Below are 16578 nucleotides of genomic sequence, written 5' to 3'. Positions count from 1 at the left end.
GAAGTATCATTCAAAAAAATGGAGAACCAAAATTACGGGATTTCTCGCAATAACAGATTATAATAGAAACTGTCATCGCGAATAAAGTGAAGCGATCTCCTTTCGGGGGTATAGTACGGAGATTGCAACACTCCATTCACTTCCGTTCGCAATGACCTATAAAATCAATATCAAAAATGAAACTCAGACAACTTGGTAACTCAGATATTAAAGTAACTCCCATTGCATTTGGGGCATGGGCCATCGGCGGATGGATGTGGGGCGGCGCGGATGAAGACGATGCCATCAAAGCCGTGCAAACTGCCGTTGATCTCGGCATCACTACTATCGATACGGCCGCTATGTACGGCTATGGAAAAAGTGAAACGTTGATCGGCAAAGCGCTAAAAGACCGGCCGCGGGACAGCTACCAAATTCTTACCAAGTATGGGTTGAACTGGGAAAGTGACGATGGTGAATTTTATTTCGAGAGCCAGGATGAAGAGGGAAATCCGGTAGATGTTTACAAATGGGCGGCTAAAGAGCGCGTAAAAAAAGAGTGTGAAGATAGTCTTCGCCGGCTGCAGACTGATTATATAGATTTATATCAGATTCACTGGGCCGATCCAACAACACCGATCTCCGAAACCATGGAAGCCGTACAGGAACTGATTGACGAAGGCAAAGTGCGGGCCGCCGGCGTTTGTAACTACAATACCGATCAGGTAGAGGAAGCACTAAAAACCATTGACCTGGCATCGAACCAGGTTCCTTACAGCATGATTAAACGGGGAAATGAGAAAGACGTTATTCCGCAAGCGATTGAGAATGGGATGCACATCCTGCCCTACAGTCCGCTGCAACGAGGTCTGCTGACCGGAAAAATTACGCCCGGCTACGAATTCACCGGATACGACACCCGAAAAGGAGGCAAGTACTTCACGGATGAAAACATTCGGCGCGTGAACAATCTCCTCGACAAAATCCGCCCCATTGCCGAGCAACACAACGCCACGCTGGCTCAACTCGTGATTAATTGGACTACAAGCCAACCCGGAATGGGCTGCGTACTGGTCGGTGCCAGAAATCCCCAGCAAGTAAAAGACAATGCCGGTTCAATGGACTTCACACTAACTGAAGAGGAGCTGAAGATGATTACGAAAGCTGCGGATGAGTTTGAGTTGGCGGAGACGTAATAATAGTCATTTTGGTTAATGGGTTAAGACCGTTTTTCCATCACTACTTTTCGATGTTTCAGCCTCCATTTTTTAAAACTTTTCGGATATAGGTACTTATTGGCATTATGCACGCGCGCGTTGGGTTTGCATTGAGTTGAGAACAAGGGTTTTAAACATGTCATCATCGTTTCGGTTGTTGTATTTAAAGACAAATTCTGTGATGTATTCGGGCAAATATCTAAGCGAAACTTTGTGGTATTGACCAATGATTCCACGTTTAATGATTGCCCAAAAACTTTCTATCGTGTTGGTGTTGATTCCACGATAGGAGTACATTTTTTCATGATCGACTTTGATGTGATCTATGATTCTGCTTAGGCGGTTGTAGCCTGAATATTTATCTGTGATCAGTACCGCGTCTTCTTCTTCCACGTTCTTTTGAACCATCGCTTTCAAATTGTCATGGGTTAACTTCTCCATCACTTTGGCGACTACGTTTCCATCTCGTTCCACAATTCCCACTACTGGCACTTTTCGGGTTCCCCTTCCACGTTTTACTAAGTGAGCGGGAATCCATTTCTTTTTTTCTTTCCCTTCGGATATGTCAAAGCGTTTATCCAATCGCTCGACAGTTCTATCGTAGTAGGCTTTCTCTGCTTTGGTAAGAGTGGAAAGACCGCCCCGTCTTGGTTTACCGCCTACATAGGTTTCATCCATTTCGACAACATCATCCAGCTTGCCAGCAGGTTCACGCATCAGCTTTCGCATTTTCATTCCCATACGCCAAGCGGTTTTATAGCTCACATCTAAGTTGCGTTCCAACTGTTTGGCAGAGATTCCTTTCTTTGCATCGGTTACAAGAGAGAACGCAATCAGCCACGTACGCAACGGAATTCGGGTTCTGTGAAGCATGGTGTTTACCGTTACACTGAATGACTTATTGCAATTGAAGCAGGTAAAGCGATAATCACTTTTTCGACTGCTCACACTGTCCGATCCACAGTACGCACACTTTTTCGTTTCTTTCCATCGGGCTTTCTCAAAGAACTTGGTAGCCGTCAGTTCATCAGGAAATTTTTCGGTTACTTCTATTAGATTCATGGTTTATCAGGGATTAAGTGAAAATGGTTTTTTGATCCTTTGCACTTATTCAATCCTGTAGAGGCTTGCCCGTCTGAAAGAGTGGTATTTCTCGATTTTATTGTTTTTATGTGTTCAGCGTCATATTTATTAAGAAGCACCTCAAGTTCTTCGTCACTCTTTTCTGCTATAAATTTAATGATCTGATCATTTATTGAATCTTGAATAACCAGATTATTCTCAATTCTCATAATTCTTGTTTTATTGTCAGATTCTCTCTTTGAAATACTTTTTATAAGACTAATTTTCACTAATTGTAAATGTATCCAGTCATAGATTTTCAGCCCAAATAAGTAGAGCAAAAAGGCAATTAGTCCAACAATAATTGGCACGAAGATGTCTGCATATTCCATGATTCCGATAGATTTAATTTTGTTAAAAAAAGTTATAGTATGTTCAGTTCTTGCTATGTATGTTAGAACCGAGGCACTTGTAAATGTGCCGAAGCCAAGTAATTGGCGAGTGCGCTTTTTAATTTTTGCCATTGTATTAGAGGTAGGTTAGTAAAAACTCTAATATATGCGCGGGCGTGTATTAATGCCATTAAGTCCCTAATTCCGAAACTTTTAGCCCGCTTCTCAGGGATTCCGCATGAGGACTTACCGTCGCAGGTAACTTTTTAGCTTAAATCCCGTTCTACATGTTGTAGCATCCACAAGCTTCCGGATGAGAGAACCCTTCCTCAAATTACTTTCAGTATGCAAAAAATACTCTTTACCGTTTTGGTGTTTTTGACATTTTTCGGAATTACACACCTTTGTATGGCTCAGCAGGAATCCGGTTCGCCGGAAAAAGTGCTGACGTGGAGCGAGGGAATGGATTGTCCCGAAGCAGGACTCGAACTTGTTCAATGGCTGACAGGAAACTGGGAAGGATCTCTTGAGGGGAACAATCAACAACACGTTGTCTTTTCCCAATCAGGCACCCAAATGCCCGGGTTTGCCCGGGGCTGGACAAATACGGGAGACGTAATGTTTTATGAGATAAACGTTTTTACAGAAGTTGAGGGTTGTCTCGAATATCACGTGAAGCATTTGTCTTCAAACCTTTCAGCCTGGGAGGGACAGGATGGATATGTTCGCCATCGGTTGGTGGACTATTCAGACAAGTCGTTTTACTTCGACGGCATCACGTTTGTGAAGAATGGTTCAGACAAACACATCGTATATTTTCGAATTCCGGAGGGTGAGCAGGCGGGCAGAATTATCGTCGTGAACCAGGAACGCAAACCGTTGTAAAAGAAATATCTGATACGGATTTGGATAGAGAATATTTTTACTTCTCAAGGCAATGCTCCTCCAGGTAAGCAGCCAACTCCTTCTTTTCTACGTTCCCACTGGCTAGATCAATCACAATAGCATATAAACTTTTTTTATCGGCTTGCAATCGATATCCGTTTACAAACAGAAACGTGTACATCGCAATCAATGCCGTTCGTTTGTTACCGTCAAAAAATGGATGATTCTGACAGATGTGAAATCCATAAGCGGCGGCCATTTCGTAAATGGTTTTGTGAACATACTCCCCTCCAAAGCTCGCCTCAGGTTGCGCTAAAGCTGACTCTAAAAGCCCTTCATCCCGAATGCCTTGTTTGCCGCCATACATTCTGACCTGATCTTCATGAAAAGTCAGCAGAGTCTCCTTATTCAGGAATTTTATCATTTGGCCAGCTCTTTCAATACTTCTTTATAATCTACATTTGCCTGACGGTACGCTTCTGCCCATTGCTCAAACTCCGGATCAATCGGTTTCAGTTTAATATTACCTTCCTGTTTTTCAATCGTTAATGTATCTCCGTTTTTTAAATGAAGTTCTTCAATCAACTGCTTAGGAAGAGTGACTCCCAAACTGTTTCCAATTTTTCTGATTTTTGTTTCCATAGCTCTGCTTAAATCATTTTGTTATAACAATGTTATAATTTAAATCTATTCTTTCGATTTTGAAAGGAGATCAGATGTAATATCACCCAAAAAAACTAAATAGCACACACCACGCATATTATCCGTACCTTTAGGTTCATTTATTTCTTAGCCCGGCTTAAATGTTTTAAGCGCGGGCTTTTTCATTTTATACATATTATGTCATTTAAATCATTGAATATCACAGATCCCATCCTTAGATCTCTAAACGAAGAAGGATATTCTACCCCCACAGAAATTCAATCAAGAGCGATACCCATTGCCCTTAAAGGCAATGATCTTTTAGCAAGTGCACAGACAGGAACCGGCAAGACGGCCGCGTTTGCAATCCCTGTATTACAGAACCTGGGAGCCAATCCACAGAAAAGAGGCCAGAAGAAAATCAGGAGTTTGGTGGTAACCCCAACGCGGGAACTAGCCATTCAGATCGACGAAAGTTTTAGAAATTACGGTCGCTACACAGGACTGATTGGAACGACTGTCTACGGCGGAGTAAGCCAAAAACGACAGGTAAAGAAACTGAAAAAAGGCGTGGATATTCTCACAGCCACTCCCGGACGACTGCTGGACCTGATGAACCAGGGACACATTTCGCTCTCAGATGTTGAAGTTTTTGTATTAGACGAAGCCGACCGAATGCTCGATATGGGCTTTATTCACGACATTAAAAAAATCAGAAAAGCTCTGCCGAAAAAGCATCAAACGCTTTTCTTTTCAGCCACGATGCCAAGAGCAATTGTAAAACTCTCGAACTCAATTTTGCATAATCCATCAAAAGTAGAAGTGGAGCCGGAATCCCCTACAGTTGATGCCATCAAACAGGGCGTTTACTTTGTAGAAAAGAAGAACAAAAAAGCTCTCTTGATTGATATTTTGCAGGATGCAGGAATTGAATCCGCCCTGGTGTTTACGCGAACCAAGCGGAATGCCAACAACGTTGTGAAGTTGTTGAATAAGCAGAATATCAATGCAGAAGCGATTCATGGGAATAAATCTCAGTCCGCACGGCAACGGGCGCTGGGCAATTTTAAAGACCAGAAAACACGCGTACTCGTGGCGACTGATATTGCAGCCCGTGGAATTGACGTGGATGAATTGAAATATGTGATCAACTACGAAGTTCCGAATGAGCCGGAAACGTACGTTCACCGAATTGGACGAACCGGACGAGCGGGATCCGACGGAACGGCATTGTCATTTGTAGATTCCGTTGAACGAGCGTACATTCGCGATATTCAAAAACTGATCGGGAAACAGATTCCGGTGATGGATGAGCATGAGTTTGCTACTGCGAATCATAATACGGCCGTATCACAAAGCAATCACCAATCTTCAAATTCAAGCCGGCGTAACAAGAAAAAACGACCTTCAGGCCGAAAGAGAAAATTCAGAAGCAGAAGGTAATTCGAGTAAAATCAATCAATAATCTTGCCACGGAAGCGCGAAGTTTTCTGAGACTTTTGTGTCTCTGTGGCTTTCCTTACCCTTCTTAAGTACATATCTTGTTTTATAACCTATTTGATATGAAGTACCTTTTCCAGGACTAAGAACAAACCCTCAAAAATGCCAAAAACCCCAAAATCCATCGCCGTATTATTCGATATGGACGGCGTAATCGTTCACACCAATCCCTATCACAAAAAAGCCTTTAAGATTTTCCTTGAGAAACACAATGTTTCGCTCTCTGACGAAGAGCTGAAAGAACACGTCTATGGCCGGACAAATGCGGAGATTTTTCCCTATATCTTCAAAGATGAGTATACGGAGGAAAAAGGTGAAGAGTGGGCGAATGAAAAAGAGTCGCTATTTCGGGAGTTGTATAAAGATGATGCAAAACCGGTCCCCGGCTTAATCGATTTTCTCGAAGAACTGAAGAAGGCGGAAATTAAATCCGCAGTCGGGACTTCGGCTCCGGTCGAGAATCTCGACTTTGTAATGGAAGCGCTGGATCTTCGAAAATATTTCGATGCCTTCCTGCACTCGGCCGATGTATCTGAAGGAAAACCGAATCCGGAGATTTACCTGAAAGCAGCTGATCGCCTGGGGATAGAACCAAAATCATGTGTTGTTTTTGAAGATTCCATTGCCGGCGTAAAAGCAGGCCTCAACGCCGGAATGAAAGTGGTGGCTGTGGCAACGACACATTCACCGGAAGAATTTGACGGCGCTGATATGGTGATTAAGGATTTTGAGGATATGTCAGTCGAAAAGTTATACTGGCTGTTTTAATTGCTCTCACGGTAACAAATTACAGCGATACTTGTTTCTGATTTCCAAATTGTGCTATTTGAGGAAAATCAGAAGACAATGCACATCCCCGTAAAAAAACTCGTCTGTAGTTTTATATTTCTTCTTGCTTGGACCGGCTTGATAAAAGCACAGGAAGCTCCGCTTCACATTTTCGCAGGGAAGCTCCTTGATGTGGAGAATGGAGTTCTCCTTGAGAATGTGCTAATTACGGTTGATAATGGCCTAATTCTGGAAATTCAGGGAGATGCAAATAAAGCCAGTTTTGAGAATATAATCGATCTGTCGGATTATACGGTTCTGCCAGGGTTGATGGATGTTCATACCCATCTTTGTGACAATACGTACATGGGAGCGGATTTTGATCATTGGACGTATCCGGCCGCTACCTTCGGTATTGTTGGAACCGTAAATGCAAAGAAAACCCTTGAAGCTGGATTTACAACAGTTCGAAATGTATCGGAGGCATTTTACGCAGATGTTGCACTCAGAGACGCCATCAATTCAGGATGGATAGATGGTCCGAGAATGTATGTGAGCGGACCCATGATAACAATGACCGGTGGCCATGGAAACTGGGGCAATTGGATCGGTCCACAGCACAATGTAGAAACTGAAGCCGACATGGTTGCCGACGGCCCCGACGAGGTACGAAAAGCGGTCCGAACCCATATTAAACATGGAGTGAATCTCATCAAAATAACAGCTACCGGTGGATTTGGTACTCCCGAAAGCATTCCCGGAGCGGCATCTTACAGTGTAGAAGAGATTCAGGCAGCCGTTGACGAAGCAGGAAAGCGGGGATTCAAAGTAGCAGCTCATGCACATGGAAAAGAAGGAATGCTGAATGCTGTTGAAGCGGGAGTTCATTCCATTGAACATGCATTTTTTTTAGATGAAGAAGTGATTACGCGTATCAAAGAAAAAGATATTTTCCTTGTGATGGATCTTCTGTCTGCTCATTATGATCTTATCGAAGTAGATCAGGATTATTCAGATAAGGAACTGAACAGCGACAACGAAAATGAGTTTAAAAGCTATACAATGAGGTTTAATAAAGCCTATCATGCCGGTGTAAGAATGGCATTTGGAACGGATGCGAGCGTGTATCCACATGGACGAAATGCAGAACAATTTAAGATGATGGTTGATGCCGGGATGAGCTCGGTTGATGGTATCCGGTCATCCACGATTTGGGCAGCAGAACTAATCGGAATTGAGAAGAATGCAGGAAGTATTGAACCGGGTAAATGGGCCGATTTGATAGCGGTTCGGGGAAACCCGTTGGAGGATATCAGCCTGTTGGAAAATGTTCAGTTTGTCATGAAAGGCGGAAAAATCTATAAGAGTGAAAAATAAAGTTTTTTACCTGCGGAATAGATTCACATAAAATCCCGTTAAAAATTATAAGTAAACCATAACAAAGATTTTTCCAATGAAAACTCTCAGATTATTACCCCGAATCGGTACAACATATTGTCTGCTTCCCATGCTTTTGGGATTGATACTGACAGCCTGTGTTACAGCCCAGGAAAACTCAGAAGATATTGAGTGGTTAATAGATGCGCTGGAGCTTACGGAAGGTTCGGTAGTAGCTGATGTTGGCGCGGGAGACGGCGATCAAACCCTGGCCATAGCAGAGCATATTGGCCCGAACGGACAGATCTACAGCACAGAACTTGGTGAAGAATCCTTGCAGGAGCTCAGAGAAAACATTGAGTGGGCGGGCGTTGGCAATGTTACCATCGTTGAAGGCTTACCCGATCAGGCCAATCTTCCTGCAGAGTGTTGCCAGGCTATTTACATGCGGCGGGTGTATCATCATATTGGCAATCCGTCTTCATTTAATGTCAGTCTTCTGGAATCGTTAAAACCCGGCGGACGCCTCGCCATCATTGATTTTGAACCGAGCAATGAGGAAGCAGAACCGGGTGGCAGAGCCTCGGGAGGACAACACGGTGTGACAACGGAGACAGTTATTAATGAAATAACGAGTGCAGGGTTTACTCTCGTTAGCAGTGAAAATGCATCCGGCAGAAATTTTTACCTTCTTTTTCAGAAGCCGGAGTAAGAAAAATCAACTCCCAAACCAATAACTCAGCTTCACAAGGAAAATATTGGTAGGCTCGGAATCAAACAGGTTTCGGAAATCGCGGCTAAACCGGAAGTTATCTTCACTGCCGTCGCTGGATCGGTCGTGCTGCCAAACGAGAAAGAGTGTGGATCCGGGCCGGTATTCCCATCGAAAAACCGTATTTCCCTGGATGGACCTGAAATTATAATCGCGTTCTGAAAAGGTAAATGATTCGGCCGTTCCGTCACCATCCGGATCGACGGTATATTCTTCATCTTCGTTCGAATAGGTGATGGTTCCCCTCTCCTCTCCGTACACATCAAACTCATATTCTCTTGGGGTGGAGAACTCTTTGAAGTTATAGAAATTCCCGGAGTTGATATACGGCCGTGCGTAAAACTGAAGACTCATATCCGGTGTAAATGTCCAATCCAGACGGATGCTGGTAGAAAGGTAGGTCAAATCCAGGTCTGAAAAAACGTAGCGTGTCCCAAATGTATGGGTGGCAAGTTCGTCTTCCACATCGGTTACGTATTGATCACTTTCAATTTCCCACCCGAATTCCGGAGAAATTTCCAGCTGGATATAAGTGGTTGGCCGAAACTCAATGAAACCCCAAAACCGCCGGTCGATTTCGTAACTGTTAAATTCATTCCTGTAAAATCCGCCAATGCCATACGAGACTTTTTTTGTTTGATCGGAACGAATGTTGAAGTTGAAGTTCCAGTCTTTCGGCCGGCTGGCAATAGGTCCGCCACGGGTGAGGCGGTCATTGTAAGTTTTCCCCGTGTAATTGAAATTAAAGTTGAATGTCCACAGGTTCTTGAACCTCATAAAAGTACCGGTATTGTAATAATTTCCAGTGATGTTTCCATCATAATTCCATGCAAACATTTCAAATGTCCAGAATTCGTAGTATCGCATAAACGAGGGAGCACTCTCTACGTAGATCAGCCCACCGGCCAGGGCCCTGTAGTCTGCGCGGTTTTCAAAACCAAGGTCGTTTACTTCATAACCGGGGCTTACCTCCGAATAGGTGAGTGATGACCGCCAGTGTTCTCCACCGCGTTTTTGCAAACTAACTTCTGTGGCAAAACCGTTGAGGCTGTTTTTTTCGGGATCGAGATTCAGCTTATCCGAATCCACCCTGTTAAAATACCTTGCGGATGATTTTTGGGTTTCCTCGATCGCTTCGGCCGAACCGTTCACCTGGCTGGCGGAAAAAGTACCGCTGGCAACCCAGTCCCGATCGTTCCAGTTGTGCTCAAAATCAACCCCGGCAAGGTAAGCGGAGGAGTGAAGAAAATCTTCAAAATAGGTATTGCTGACATCACGATTGGCAGCGCTGAAAAATCCTCCGAATACACTGTTACCGCCATTGATATCTTTTTTTGTTCTGGCAACCAGGTAATTCGTGGTCGGTTCTACCGTAAAATCTCCATCCGGTCCATTGGCTTCTATTTGATAAGGGGATGATTCACGTGTGGTAAAGGCGTTCAGCAAACCGACCGACCATCCGGATCTGGTTTTTCCGCTTACTTTTGCAGCAGCGGCAATGGTGGTTTGATCGGGCAGATTTGTATAAAGATCATCAACATCATCAGGGTTGTAAAGCGATTCATTTTGGTAGCTGTTGTAGCTGTCCAGACTTCCCTGTGGCGCCCGTCCAATCCGGCGGGAGTAGAATGTGAGAGGATTCCCGAATGTGTTGTATGTTCGGGTGCGGCCAAATTGGAAAATCTCATTTCCTTCCAGGAAGAAAGGTCGCTGTTCATCGAAGTATGTTTCATAAGCGCTAAGATTAATAACCGCCGGATCGGCCTCTACCTGGCCAAAGTCCGGGTTTATTGTAGCCGTCAGAGTCAGGTCGGATGTTAGCCCATACTTGATATCTGCACCAATCGATCCTCCAAGATCATTTTGATTGTAAAACGGGTTTGAGCTTTCGCCCGGTGTTCGGGTCAGGTTCGATGAAACATAGGGGTTGACCTCTAACCGGCGCGGCGATTCAAGTTCACGAATTCCTTCCAATTGACCGAACCGCGAAACAAAACCGGATTCGGTTTGGGGTGTGGGTGACCAAAATGAGATTTCTTCGTTTCGGGCAACGCGCCTCTGAAAATTGATTCCCCATTCCGTTTCTTCGCCATTTTGTGTGGGGCTAAAACGGAGTTGAGAAAGCGGTATCCTCATCTCAACCGTCCAGCCGTCTTCATCAATGGAAGTGGCTGCTTCCCAAACGGCATCCCAGCGGATGTCTTCGTTGTTATCATCATAAAGCAATATGTCTTTTCTTACACCTTTAGGGTTTACGGCAAACGAAAAACCGGTTCGGTTGTCGTTATAACTGTCGATGATCACATAAAACCAATCGCTGTAAGCTGTACCATCTTTTCGGAAAAGTGTGGCGGCCACAGAATCCATGGCGGAATCGTAAGCGCGGGCTCCCACATAAATGGCTTCTTCCGTATAAATCACCCGGGCTTCTGTTCTTTCCGTTGCCGGCATACCATCATTAGGGACTCGCTGCACAAAATCTGTAGCTATAGGCGTTTGTTGCCAGGTGTCTTCAACCAGCTTGCCATCCAGATGTATAGCCTCAGAAGCAGGTACACGCAGGCTTCGGATGGATTTGATTGGAATGGAGCTGATGTTTTCATCGGTAGTATCCATCGTGGAAACTTCCTGGGAGAAAGCGGCACTGAACGGGAGTATCAAAATGAGAGCAAAAAGTGTGAATGATACAGCTTTGGCTGATAGCATTATTATGACCCGATTGAGATTAGTTGGATGACTATTGGGTAGACGAGTGAAGGATGGTTCTGTTACACACGCCTTGAATTTATTAGATTGAATACCTTGCAGGATCCCAAAAAGCCAAGGGAATCCTGCAAGGATTAGAGGACAATTTGGTTATTGCTTCCTGATATAAATATCGCCCCGAAGGGTTTTGAACATATATTCCGGTCCGCCACCGTTTATCCGGCCATTTATCCAGTTGTTGACGGAAACTTTGTATACATCCGAATCCGCTTCAATACTCTCCCTGTTCGAGCGGTCGATATTCATTTCAAAATCCGTATACACTTCTCCCCACTCCGATCGCATCTTTGCCGTTACTTTGGCATTGGCCGGAAGTGTAATATCAATATCGCCCTGGACAGTGGTAAACGCCATAGGGTTATCCCCGATACTGTTAAATGAAGCGGCAATATCCCCATTTACAGTGTTGACAGATGCCGAGCCGCCTACGTTGGATAGAGTTACATCCCCATTTACATTGCTGATTTCCATCTCGCCGCGAACGCCTTCTACATTCACATCACCGCCATTTACGGTAGAAAGATAGAGCGAGAAATTTCGCGGAACAGAAATGGAGAAATTGACATCTGCATGAGGAGACGCTCCGCCAATTTCTATTTCATTATCGTTTTCGGTGACTTCAAATCCCACGGAGCTATCAGAAATTCGGCGAAGCCCGTTTTTCTCTTGTGGACTATCATTACGGCTCTCGCCGGATGAATAGTTGATAACCACTTCTTCTCCATCGGTAGCCACTACGCTGATGGAACCGCGCACAATTCCAAGTTCAAGCTGGCCGGGCTCTCCGGGATTGCTTAAAGGAATCACAACCCGTTCCTGAGCTAAGGATGAAACCACACCAAGAACAAAGGTCAATAAAAGGGTGAATAAAAGTTTATACGTTTTCATAATGTTGCTGTTGTGTTATTGATATTGAATTTTTTGAGTGCTTTGTCATTATATTCTCAGGTCTTGCGAATCTGTTTATTAAGTTGCTCTGTTTCGTTTGACGTAGACATCCCCATTCAATACTTCAAATTTGAAAGTGGGTCCGCCGTTACCGATGCGAAGCGGTGCAAATTTGTCGATGCGATACGTGGTTTTTCCGTGACCCCGTTCCTCGCTCGATTCCACCCGGGCCTGGAGGCGTTGCACATTTTTGAAATCGGTATAGAGATCTCCGTGCATGCTTTTGAAGGTGATATCTGCGGAAAGATTCTCCGGAAACATCACTTCAATGGTGCCATTAATGGTTTCAAAGGATGAATCGCCGGAAGGATTTTCTCTATAACTCGCCGTGATATCTCCATTAATAGTCTTGGCGTCCGTAATGCCGGCTACATTCCCAAGTTCCACTGAGCCATTAATATTCGAGACATCGAGCCACTTTGAATGGATGTTCTCTACAAGAACTCTTCCATTGTTGATGGTAGATACATCCAGGTTTGTATTTTGTGGAACCCGAATGGAGATGTCGAACATAAAATCGTAATCATCATCCCAGTCATTGATGTTATAACTGATCTTGCCATCGCGTTTTTTTACACAAATAAAGGGGGCATCCAGGTAAATCAGAATGCGATTGCTTTCTTCCTCGAGGATAAATTCTACTTCCTCTATAGCCCGGTCAAGATCGCGCTGGGTATCCGCGTCAATTTTTTTGTGATAGGTGATTTGAATCTCATCGCCGTTGTAGCCTTCTACCGTCACATTTCCATTAATGTTGTGGATGTATAGCTCATTTTCTGAACTATTTATGTTTTGGAATCGGACTGTTTCCTTTATGGTTTCAGAGAAGGTTTGGGCGGATGCTGATGGAGAAAACATGAATACGAATCCTGAAATGAGAAGAACCATTTTTAAGATTTGGAATCGATAATCTGCGATATTCTTCAGAATCCCACGGAAATATACTGTCCCCTCCGGGACAATAGGGGTTTGATTCGGTTTGTTTGTTACTACAAACCTACTGTCCCGGCCGGGACAGAATAATTGTAGAAAAGGTGTTGTTATGCTGTATAATTTCATTTTGGCTCCGATTTTAGTTTAATGCCGCAATCGTATTTTCCAATTTGTTTCGGACGTTCATATCCAATTCGTCTTTGGCAAGGAGTTTTTTGAATTCATCCACCGACTGTTTTTCCTGCAGGGCCAGCATTGCATCAGCCAAAGCGGCCTGAACGATGGGCGATTCCTGGTTGGCAATCGAATTGATCAACCCCGTTCGTACAGACGGATTCGCAGCGTGAGCAGTTAGTGCTTCTACAGCCGCTACGCGAACATTCACATTAGTGTCGTTATTCAAGGTCTTCAAAAGAGCATTCACAATTCGGTCATCCGCAGATTGGATTTCGGTGCTGATGTTGACGGCTTTAAGCCGTTCCATTGGAGAAGAATTATCCAGCAGGCTGATCATCATCACTTCACGCATTTGGGAAACTTCGGCGCTGAGTTGGTCAATCTGATCATCTTGTTTACTGAACGGAGCATATAAATCCCCCAGGAAAATGCCTGCCAGAAAAATGGCTGCGGCGTAAACCACATAACGCAACTCAAAACGGTTTTTCTGTTGATCCATCCAGGTATTCAGTTTATGAGACCAGCTGACCGATTGAGTCTGTTTTTCTTTTTCCAGCATAGCATAAAACCGATCGTGCATGGCCGGACTTGCTTGGGGGATATCAATTGAGCTCATTTTTCCGTACATCATTTCCATCTCTTTCAGATCCAGCAGATCGATCTCGCCGGACTCAATCAGCTCCTCCAGTTTGTTTTTTTGATCCGGATTCAGGTCATTCTGAAGATATCCGGTCACTAAGTCGATATATTTTTCATCAATCATAATTCTTCCTCTTTTTTGAGATCAGAAACAATCTCCTTCAATTCGTTAATGCCCCTGAACACCCGCACTTTTACGGCACTTTCCGTGCAATCCATAATCTCAGCGATCTCCTTGTATTTGAATCCTTCGAAACGGCTTAGAATAAGCGTCTGCTTTTTCTCTTCATCCAACTGATCCAAAGCCCGTTTCAGAAGCAGCCGGTTTCGTTCATCTTCTGATTTCAGTTTGATTTCTGAATCATCGGCTTCGAGAGAATCCCAGTCGCTAAAATCATCTTCCGTATCGGTTTTTGAATATTTCCGGTAATAATCGATATGAAGATTTCGGGCGATCTGGAAAATCCATGTTGAGAAAGCGCCGTCTCCTTTATAGGATTCGCGGTACTTCAGAATCCGTTCAAAAACACCCTGAACCAGATCCTCGCTGATATCGCGGCGGTGTGTCAATCTGTAAAAGAACCCGAACAGGCGACGGTTGTATCGCTCAAACAGCAACCCGAGTTTATCGAGATCGCCGTCTCTTACTTTCATCATTAAAGCGTTATCCGAATTCGAATCCAACCGATCAAATATTTTTGTTAGCCTGTTCATGAGGATACACTGTTGCTGTAGTGAAAGGTTACAGAAAAAATTTTAAAGTCATTGCGAAGGGGCGTGTATCTGTAATAATATCCAGCCTCTATAGTTTGGAGATTGCTTCGCTTTGCTCGCAATGACAAAATTAATCCCATGAAACCACTTCCTGTCATTGCGAGGAGGAGTGAAAGCGACGACGCGGCAATTTCCGAATCCTAATTAAGACCAAGAGATTGCCGCGATCGCAGGCTCACTCGCAATGACTAAGAAAAAATTTCGTACTCTCCTGTAATGAAATTCTATTCCACTCGTCTGATCAACAGAAATGACAAAGCAAGAATTTAAAAACCTGGTTCTGCCTTCGCGGGACAAATTTTTCAGAGTAGCTTTTTCGCTTCTTGGGAATCGCCAGGAAGCCGAAGATACGCTACAGGATGCGTTCCTGAAGTTGTGGAATATGCGGAGTCGGTTATCAGAATATAACAGTGTGGAAGCATTGGGAATGACAATGACGAAAAATCTCTGCCTGGATAAATTGCGATCCTACAAACATCGTAATCAGAATAATGAAGAGGTGGAAACGCTGACGCTTCATTCCGGGAGTCCCGATCCGGCGCAGGAAACGGAACTCAGTGAAAGCCTGAAAACGATCCACACCATTTTTGAAACGCTGCCCGAGCAGCAAAAGCTCATCATTCACCTGCGGGATGTGGAGCATTATGAATACGAAGAAATTAGTGACATGACGGGACTGACCGTCAACACCATCCGGGTTAATCTTTCGCGGGCCCGAAAAACCGTACGCGAAGAATACTTAAAGCATCAGAATTATGAACACCGAAAGAATTGAACAACTGCTTGATAAATACTTCGAAGGAGAATCCTCCCTCGAAGAAGAAAAGGAACTGCGCGAGTTCTTTCGGCAGGAAGAGATTCCGGCGCACCTGAAGAGCTATACCGACCAGTTCTCTTACATGAACACATTGGAAAAAGCCGAAACGAATATTGATCCCTTCGCCAAAATTGAAGAGCAGGAAAATGAATCTCCCTTTGAGGAGCCTGTCCCGAAACGTCGGGAGGAAGAGAGTTCGGCATCAGCCGGTCGTCGGTTGATGACCACTCGGTCAACGTTCATAACCTGGACCCTTCGCGCCGCCGCCGCCATCATCCTGGTATTAACCGGATTAACCGCAGGGCTCCTGCTCAACCAACAAGAAGGAGCGTCTGATCAACAACTGGCGGCGATGCAGGAAGAAATCAGCCAGATGAAAAATGCCTTGATGTACGGTTCGGTTCAGAATGCTTCGGCGAGTGAACGAATTTCAGCAGTCTTCTCCAGTTCAAGATTGCAACAAAGCAATCCTCAACTGGATGCAGAAATTACCGACATCCTGATCTATACGATGAATAATGATCAAAATGTAAATGTGCGGATGGCTGCGGCTGAAGCCCTGTTCAAATTCAGAAATGAACCGAGAATTGGGAAAGCCCTGACAAATTCTTTAACGCAACAAAATGACCCGCTCATGCAGATCACCCTCATTGATATGCTGGTAGAGATGAAGCAAAAATCTGCCGTCAATGAAATGCAGAAAATGCTTCTCCGGACAGAAACGCAGGACGTTGTAAAACAGAGATTAGAAAGCAGTATCGCCGAGTTGAAAGTGTAAATAAATGGATAGCGCAAGCGTCTCGCTTGTGCTAACACGTGTCACAAGCAGGATGCTTGCGCCATCAATGTTCTGTCAGAGTTCGGGACGGTATTCGTGGCGTGGCGCTGACAGGTCGCAAAAAACAAATTCAAAACACAAACACTTAATAG

Annotated in this window: 17 protein-coding genes; 8 read left to right on the top strand and 9 right to left on the bottom strand. The window is 44.3% G+C overall.

Annotated elements, in window-relative coordinates; all coding sequences use genetic code 11:
• Positions 1-176: 176 nt before the first annotated feature.
• The gene (locus L0B18_RS03375) at positions 177-1175 is read left to right on the top strand and encodes an aldo/keto reductase (protein ID WP_234567863.1); all 999 of its coding nucleotides are present in this window, start codon (positions 177-179) and stop codon (positions 1173-1175) included.
• A 105-nt stretch (positions 1176-1280) separates the two neighbouring features.
• On the opposite strand, the gene L0B18_RS03370 is transcribed toward L0B18_RS03375, so the two are convergent.
• Together L0B18_RS03370 and L0B18_RS03365 are read right to left on the bottom strand one after the other, a co-directional pair.
• Complete coding sequence (locus tag L0B18_RS03370; protein WP_234567862.1) at positions 1281-2258, bottom strand: IS1595 family transposase; 978 nt, start codon at positions 2256-2258, stop codon at positions 1281-1283.
• Positions 2255-2782: a hypothetical protein gene (locus L0B18_RS03365; RefSeq protein ID WP_234567860.1), complete on the bottom strand. Its 528-nt coding sequence runs from the start codon at positions 2780-2782 to the stop codon at positions 2255-2257. The genes L0B18_RS03370 and L0B18_RS03365 overlap by 4 nt, the downstream gene beginning before the upstream one ends.
• 213 nt (positions 2783-2995) lie before the next feature.
• On the opposite strand from L0B18_RS03365, the gene L0B18_RS03360 reads away from it, so the two are divergent.
• A complete protein-coding gene (locus L0B18_RS03360) occupies positions 2996-3535 on the top strand; it encodes a DUF6265 family protein (protein ID WP_234567859.1) in 540 nt (179 codons plus the stop codon).
• Between the two features lie 37 nt (positions 3536-3572).
• Here L0B18_RS03360 and L0B18_RS03355 read toward each other — a convergent pair whose 3' ends face one another.
• Together L0B18_RS03355 and L0B18_RS03350 are read right to left on the bottom strand one after the other, a co-directional pair.
• Positions 3573-3959, bottom strand: coding sequence for a type II toxin-antitoxin system death-on-curing family toxin (locus tag L0B18_RS03355; protein WP_234567858.1), 387 nt, complete (start codon positions 3957-3959; stop codon positions 3573-3575).
• Positions 3956-4177, bottom strand: a complete 222-nt coding sequence (locus tag L0B18_RS03350) for an AbrB/MazE/SpoVT family DNA-binding domain-containing protein (RefSeq protein WP_234567856.1) — start codon at positions 4175-4177, stop codon at positions 3956-3958. Before L0B18_RS03350 ends, L0B18_RS03355 begins: the two co-directional genes overlap by 4 nt.
• Before the next feature lie 198 nt (positions 4178-4375).
• On the opposite strand from L0B18_RS03350, the gene L0B18_RS03345 reads away from it, so the two are divergent.
• From L0B18_RS03345 to L0B18_RS03330, 4 genes are all read left to right on the top strand, one after another.
• Positions 4376-5620 (top strand): DEAD/DEAH box helicase, encoded by a 1245-nt coding sequence (locus L0B18_RS03345; RefSeq protein WP_234567855.1) that lies wholly within the window; start codon positions 4376-4378, stop codon positions 5618-5620.
• A gap of 159 nt (positions 5621-5779) precedes the next feature.
• The gene (locus L0B18_RS03340) at positions 5780-6445 is read left to right on the top strand and encodes an HAD family hydrolase (protein ID WP_234567854.1); all 666 of its coding nucleotides are present in this window, start codon (positions 5780-5782) and stop codon (positions 6443-6445) included.
• A gap of 78 nt (positions 6446-6523) precedes the next feature.
• Entirely contained in the window at positions 6524-7822 is a 1299-nt protein-coding gene (locus tag L0B18_RS03335; protein WP_234567852.1) for a metal-dependent hydrolase family protein, read from the top strand.
• Positions 7823-7898: 76 nt separating this feature from the next.
• Complete coding sequence (locus L0B18_RS03330) at positions 7899-8534, top strand: class I SAM-dependent methyltransferase (protein WP_234567851.1); 636 nt, start codon at positions 7899-7901, stop codon at positions 8532-8534.
• A gap of 6 nt (positions 8535-8540) precedes the next feature.
• On the opposite strand, the gene L0B18_RS03325 is transcribed toward L0B18_RS03330, so the two are convergent.
• From L0B18_RS03325 to L0B18_RS03305, 5 genes are all read right to left on the bottom strand, one after another.
• On the bottom strand, positions 8541-11300 hold the full coding sequence (locus L0B18_RS03325) for a DUF5916 domain-containing protein (protein ID WP_234567850.1): 2760 nt from the start codon (positions 11298-11300) through the stop codon (positions 8541-8543).
• Between the two features lie 150 nt (positions 11301-11450).
• Positions 11451-12248 (bottom strand): DUF4097 family beta strand repeat-containing protein, encoded by a 798-nt coding sequence (locus tag L0B18_RS03320; RefSeq protein ID WP_234567848.1) that lies wholly within the window; start codon positions 12246-12248, stop codon positions 11451-11453.
• Positions 12249-12326: 78 nt separating this feature from the next.
• A complete protein-coding gene (locus L0B18_RS03315; protein WP_234567846.1) occupies positions 12327-13367 on the bottom strand; it encodes a DUF4097 family beta strand repeat-containing protein in 1041 nt (346 codons plus the stop codon).
• A gap of 13 nt (positions 13368-13380) precedes the next feature.
• Positions 13381-14181, bottom strand: a complete 801-nt coding sequence (locus L0B18_RS03310; protein ID WP_234567842.1) for a HEAT repeat domain-containing protein — start codon at positions 14179-14181, stop codon at positions 13381-13383.
• Positions 14178-14771, bottom strand: coding sequence for an RNA polymerase sigma factor (locus L0B18_RS03305; protein ID WP_234567840.1), 594 nt, complete (start codon positions 14769-14771; stop codon positions 14178-14180). The genes L0B18_RS03310 and L0B18_RS03305 overlap by 4 nt, the downstream gene beginning before the upstream one ends.
• Positions 14772-15081: 310 nt before the next feature.
• Between L0B18_RS03305 and L0B18_RS03300 the strand changes: the two genes are divergently transcribed.
• Together L0B18_RS03300 and L0B18_RS03295 are read left to right on the top strand one after the other, a co-directional pair.
• Positions 15082-15606, top strand: a complete 525-nt coding sequence (locus L0B18_RS03300) for an RNA polymerase sigma factor (protein ID WP_234567838.1) — start codon at positions 15082-15084, stop codon at positions 15604-15606.
• Positions 15587-16426 carry a HEAT repeat domain-containing protein gene (locus L0B18_RS03295; protein ID WP_234567836.1) on the top strand — a complete coding sequence of 280 codons (840 nt, stop codon included), beginning with the start codon at positions 15587-15589 and terminating at the stop codon, positions 16424-16426. Before L0B18_RS03300 ends, L0B18_RS03295 begins: the two co-directional genes overlap by 20 nt.
• Positions 16427-16578 lie beyond the last annotated feature (152 nt).

The sequence above is a fragment of the Rhodohalobacter sp. 614A genome, assembly GCF_021462415.1.
Taxonomy (GTDB): Bacteria; Bacteroidota; Rhodothermia; order Balneolales; family Balneolaceae; genus Rhodohalobacter.
Note: the sequence above shows the minus strand (reverse complement) of the source record. Positions and strands in the feature narration are given on the sequence as shown.

Coding starts and splice junctions, on each gene's coding strand:
- L0B18_RS03360 (WP_234567859.1), top strand. CDS start 2,996: ATGCAAAAAATACTCTTTACCGTTTTGGTGTTTTTGACATTTTTCGGA.
- L0B18_RS03350 (WP_234567856.1), bottom strand. CDS start 4,177: ATGGAAACAAAAATCAGAAAAATTGGAAACAGTTTGGGAGTCACTCTT.
- L0B18_RS03345 (WP_234567855.1), top strand. CDS start 4,376: ATGTCATTTAAATCATTGAATATCACAGATCCCATCCTTAGATCTCTA.
- L0B18_RS03300 (WP_234567838.1), top strand. CDS start 15,082: ATGACAAAGCAAGAATTTAAAAACCTGGTTCTGCCTTCGCGGGACAAA.
- L0B18_RS03330 (WP_234567851.1), top strand. CDS start 7,899: ATGAAAACTCTCAGATTATTACCCCGAATCGGTACAACATATTGTCTG.
- L0B18_RS03310 (WP_234567842.1), bottom strand. CDS start 14,181: ATGATTGATGAAAAATATATCGACTTAGTGACCGGATATCTTCAGAAT.
- L0B18_RS03365 (WP_234567860.1), bottom strand. CDS start 2,782: ATGGCAAAAATTAAAAAGCGCACTCGCCAATTACTTGGCTTCGGCACA.
- L0B18_RS03325 (WP_234567850.1), bottom strand. CDS start 11,300: ATGCTATCAGCCAAAGCTGTATCATTCACACTTTTTGCTCTCATTTTG.
- L0B18_RS03375 (WP_234567863.1), top strand. CDS start 177: ATGAAACTCAGACAACTTGGTAACTCAGATATTAAAGTAACTCCCATT.
- L0B18_RS03335 (WP_234567852.1), top strand. CDS start 6,524: ATGCACATCCCCGTAAAAAAACTCGTCTGTAGTTTTATATTTCTTCTT.
- L0B18_RS03370 (WP_234567862.1), bottom strand. CDS start 2,258: ATGAATCTAATAGAAGTAACCGAAAAATTTCCTGATGAACTGACGGCT.
- L0B18_RS03355 (WP_234567858.1), bottom strand. CDS start 3,959: ATGATAAAATTCCTGAATAAGGAGACTCTGCTGACTTTTCATGAAGAT.
- L0B18_RS03320 (WP_234567848.1), bottom strand. CDS start 12,248: ATGAAAACGTATAAACTTTTATTCACCCTTTTATTGACCTTTGTTCTT.
- L0B18_RS03295 (WP_234567836.1), top strand. CDS start 15,587: ATGAACACCGAAAGAATTGAACAACTGCTTGATAAATACTTCGAAGGA.
- L0B18_RS03305 (WP_234567840.1), bottom strand. CDS start 14,771: ATGAACAGGCTAACAAAAATATTTGATCGGTTGGATTCGAATTCGGAT.
- L0B18_RS03340 (WP_234567854.1), top strand. CDS start 5,780: ATGCCAAAAACCCCAAAATCCATCGCCGTATTATTCGATATGGACGGC.
- L0B18_RS03315 (WP_234567846.1), bottom strand. CDS start 13,367: ATGAAATTATACAGCATAACAACACCTTTTCTACAATTATTCTGTCCC.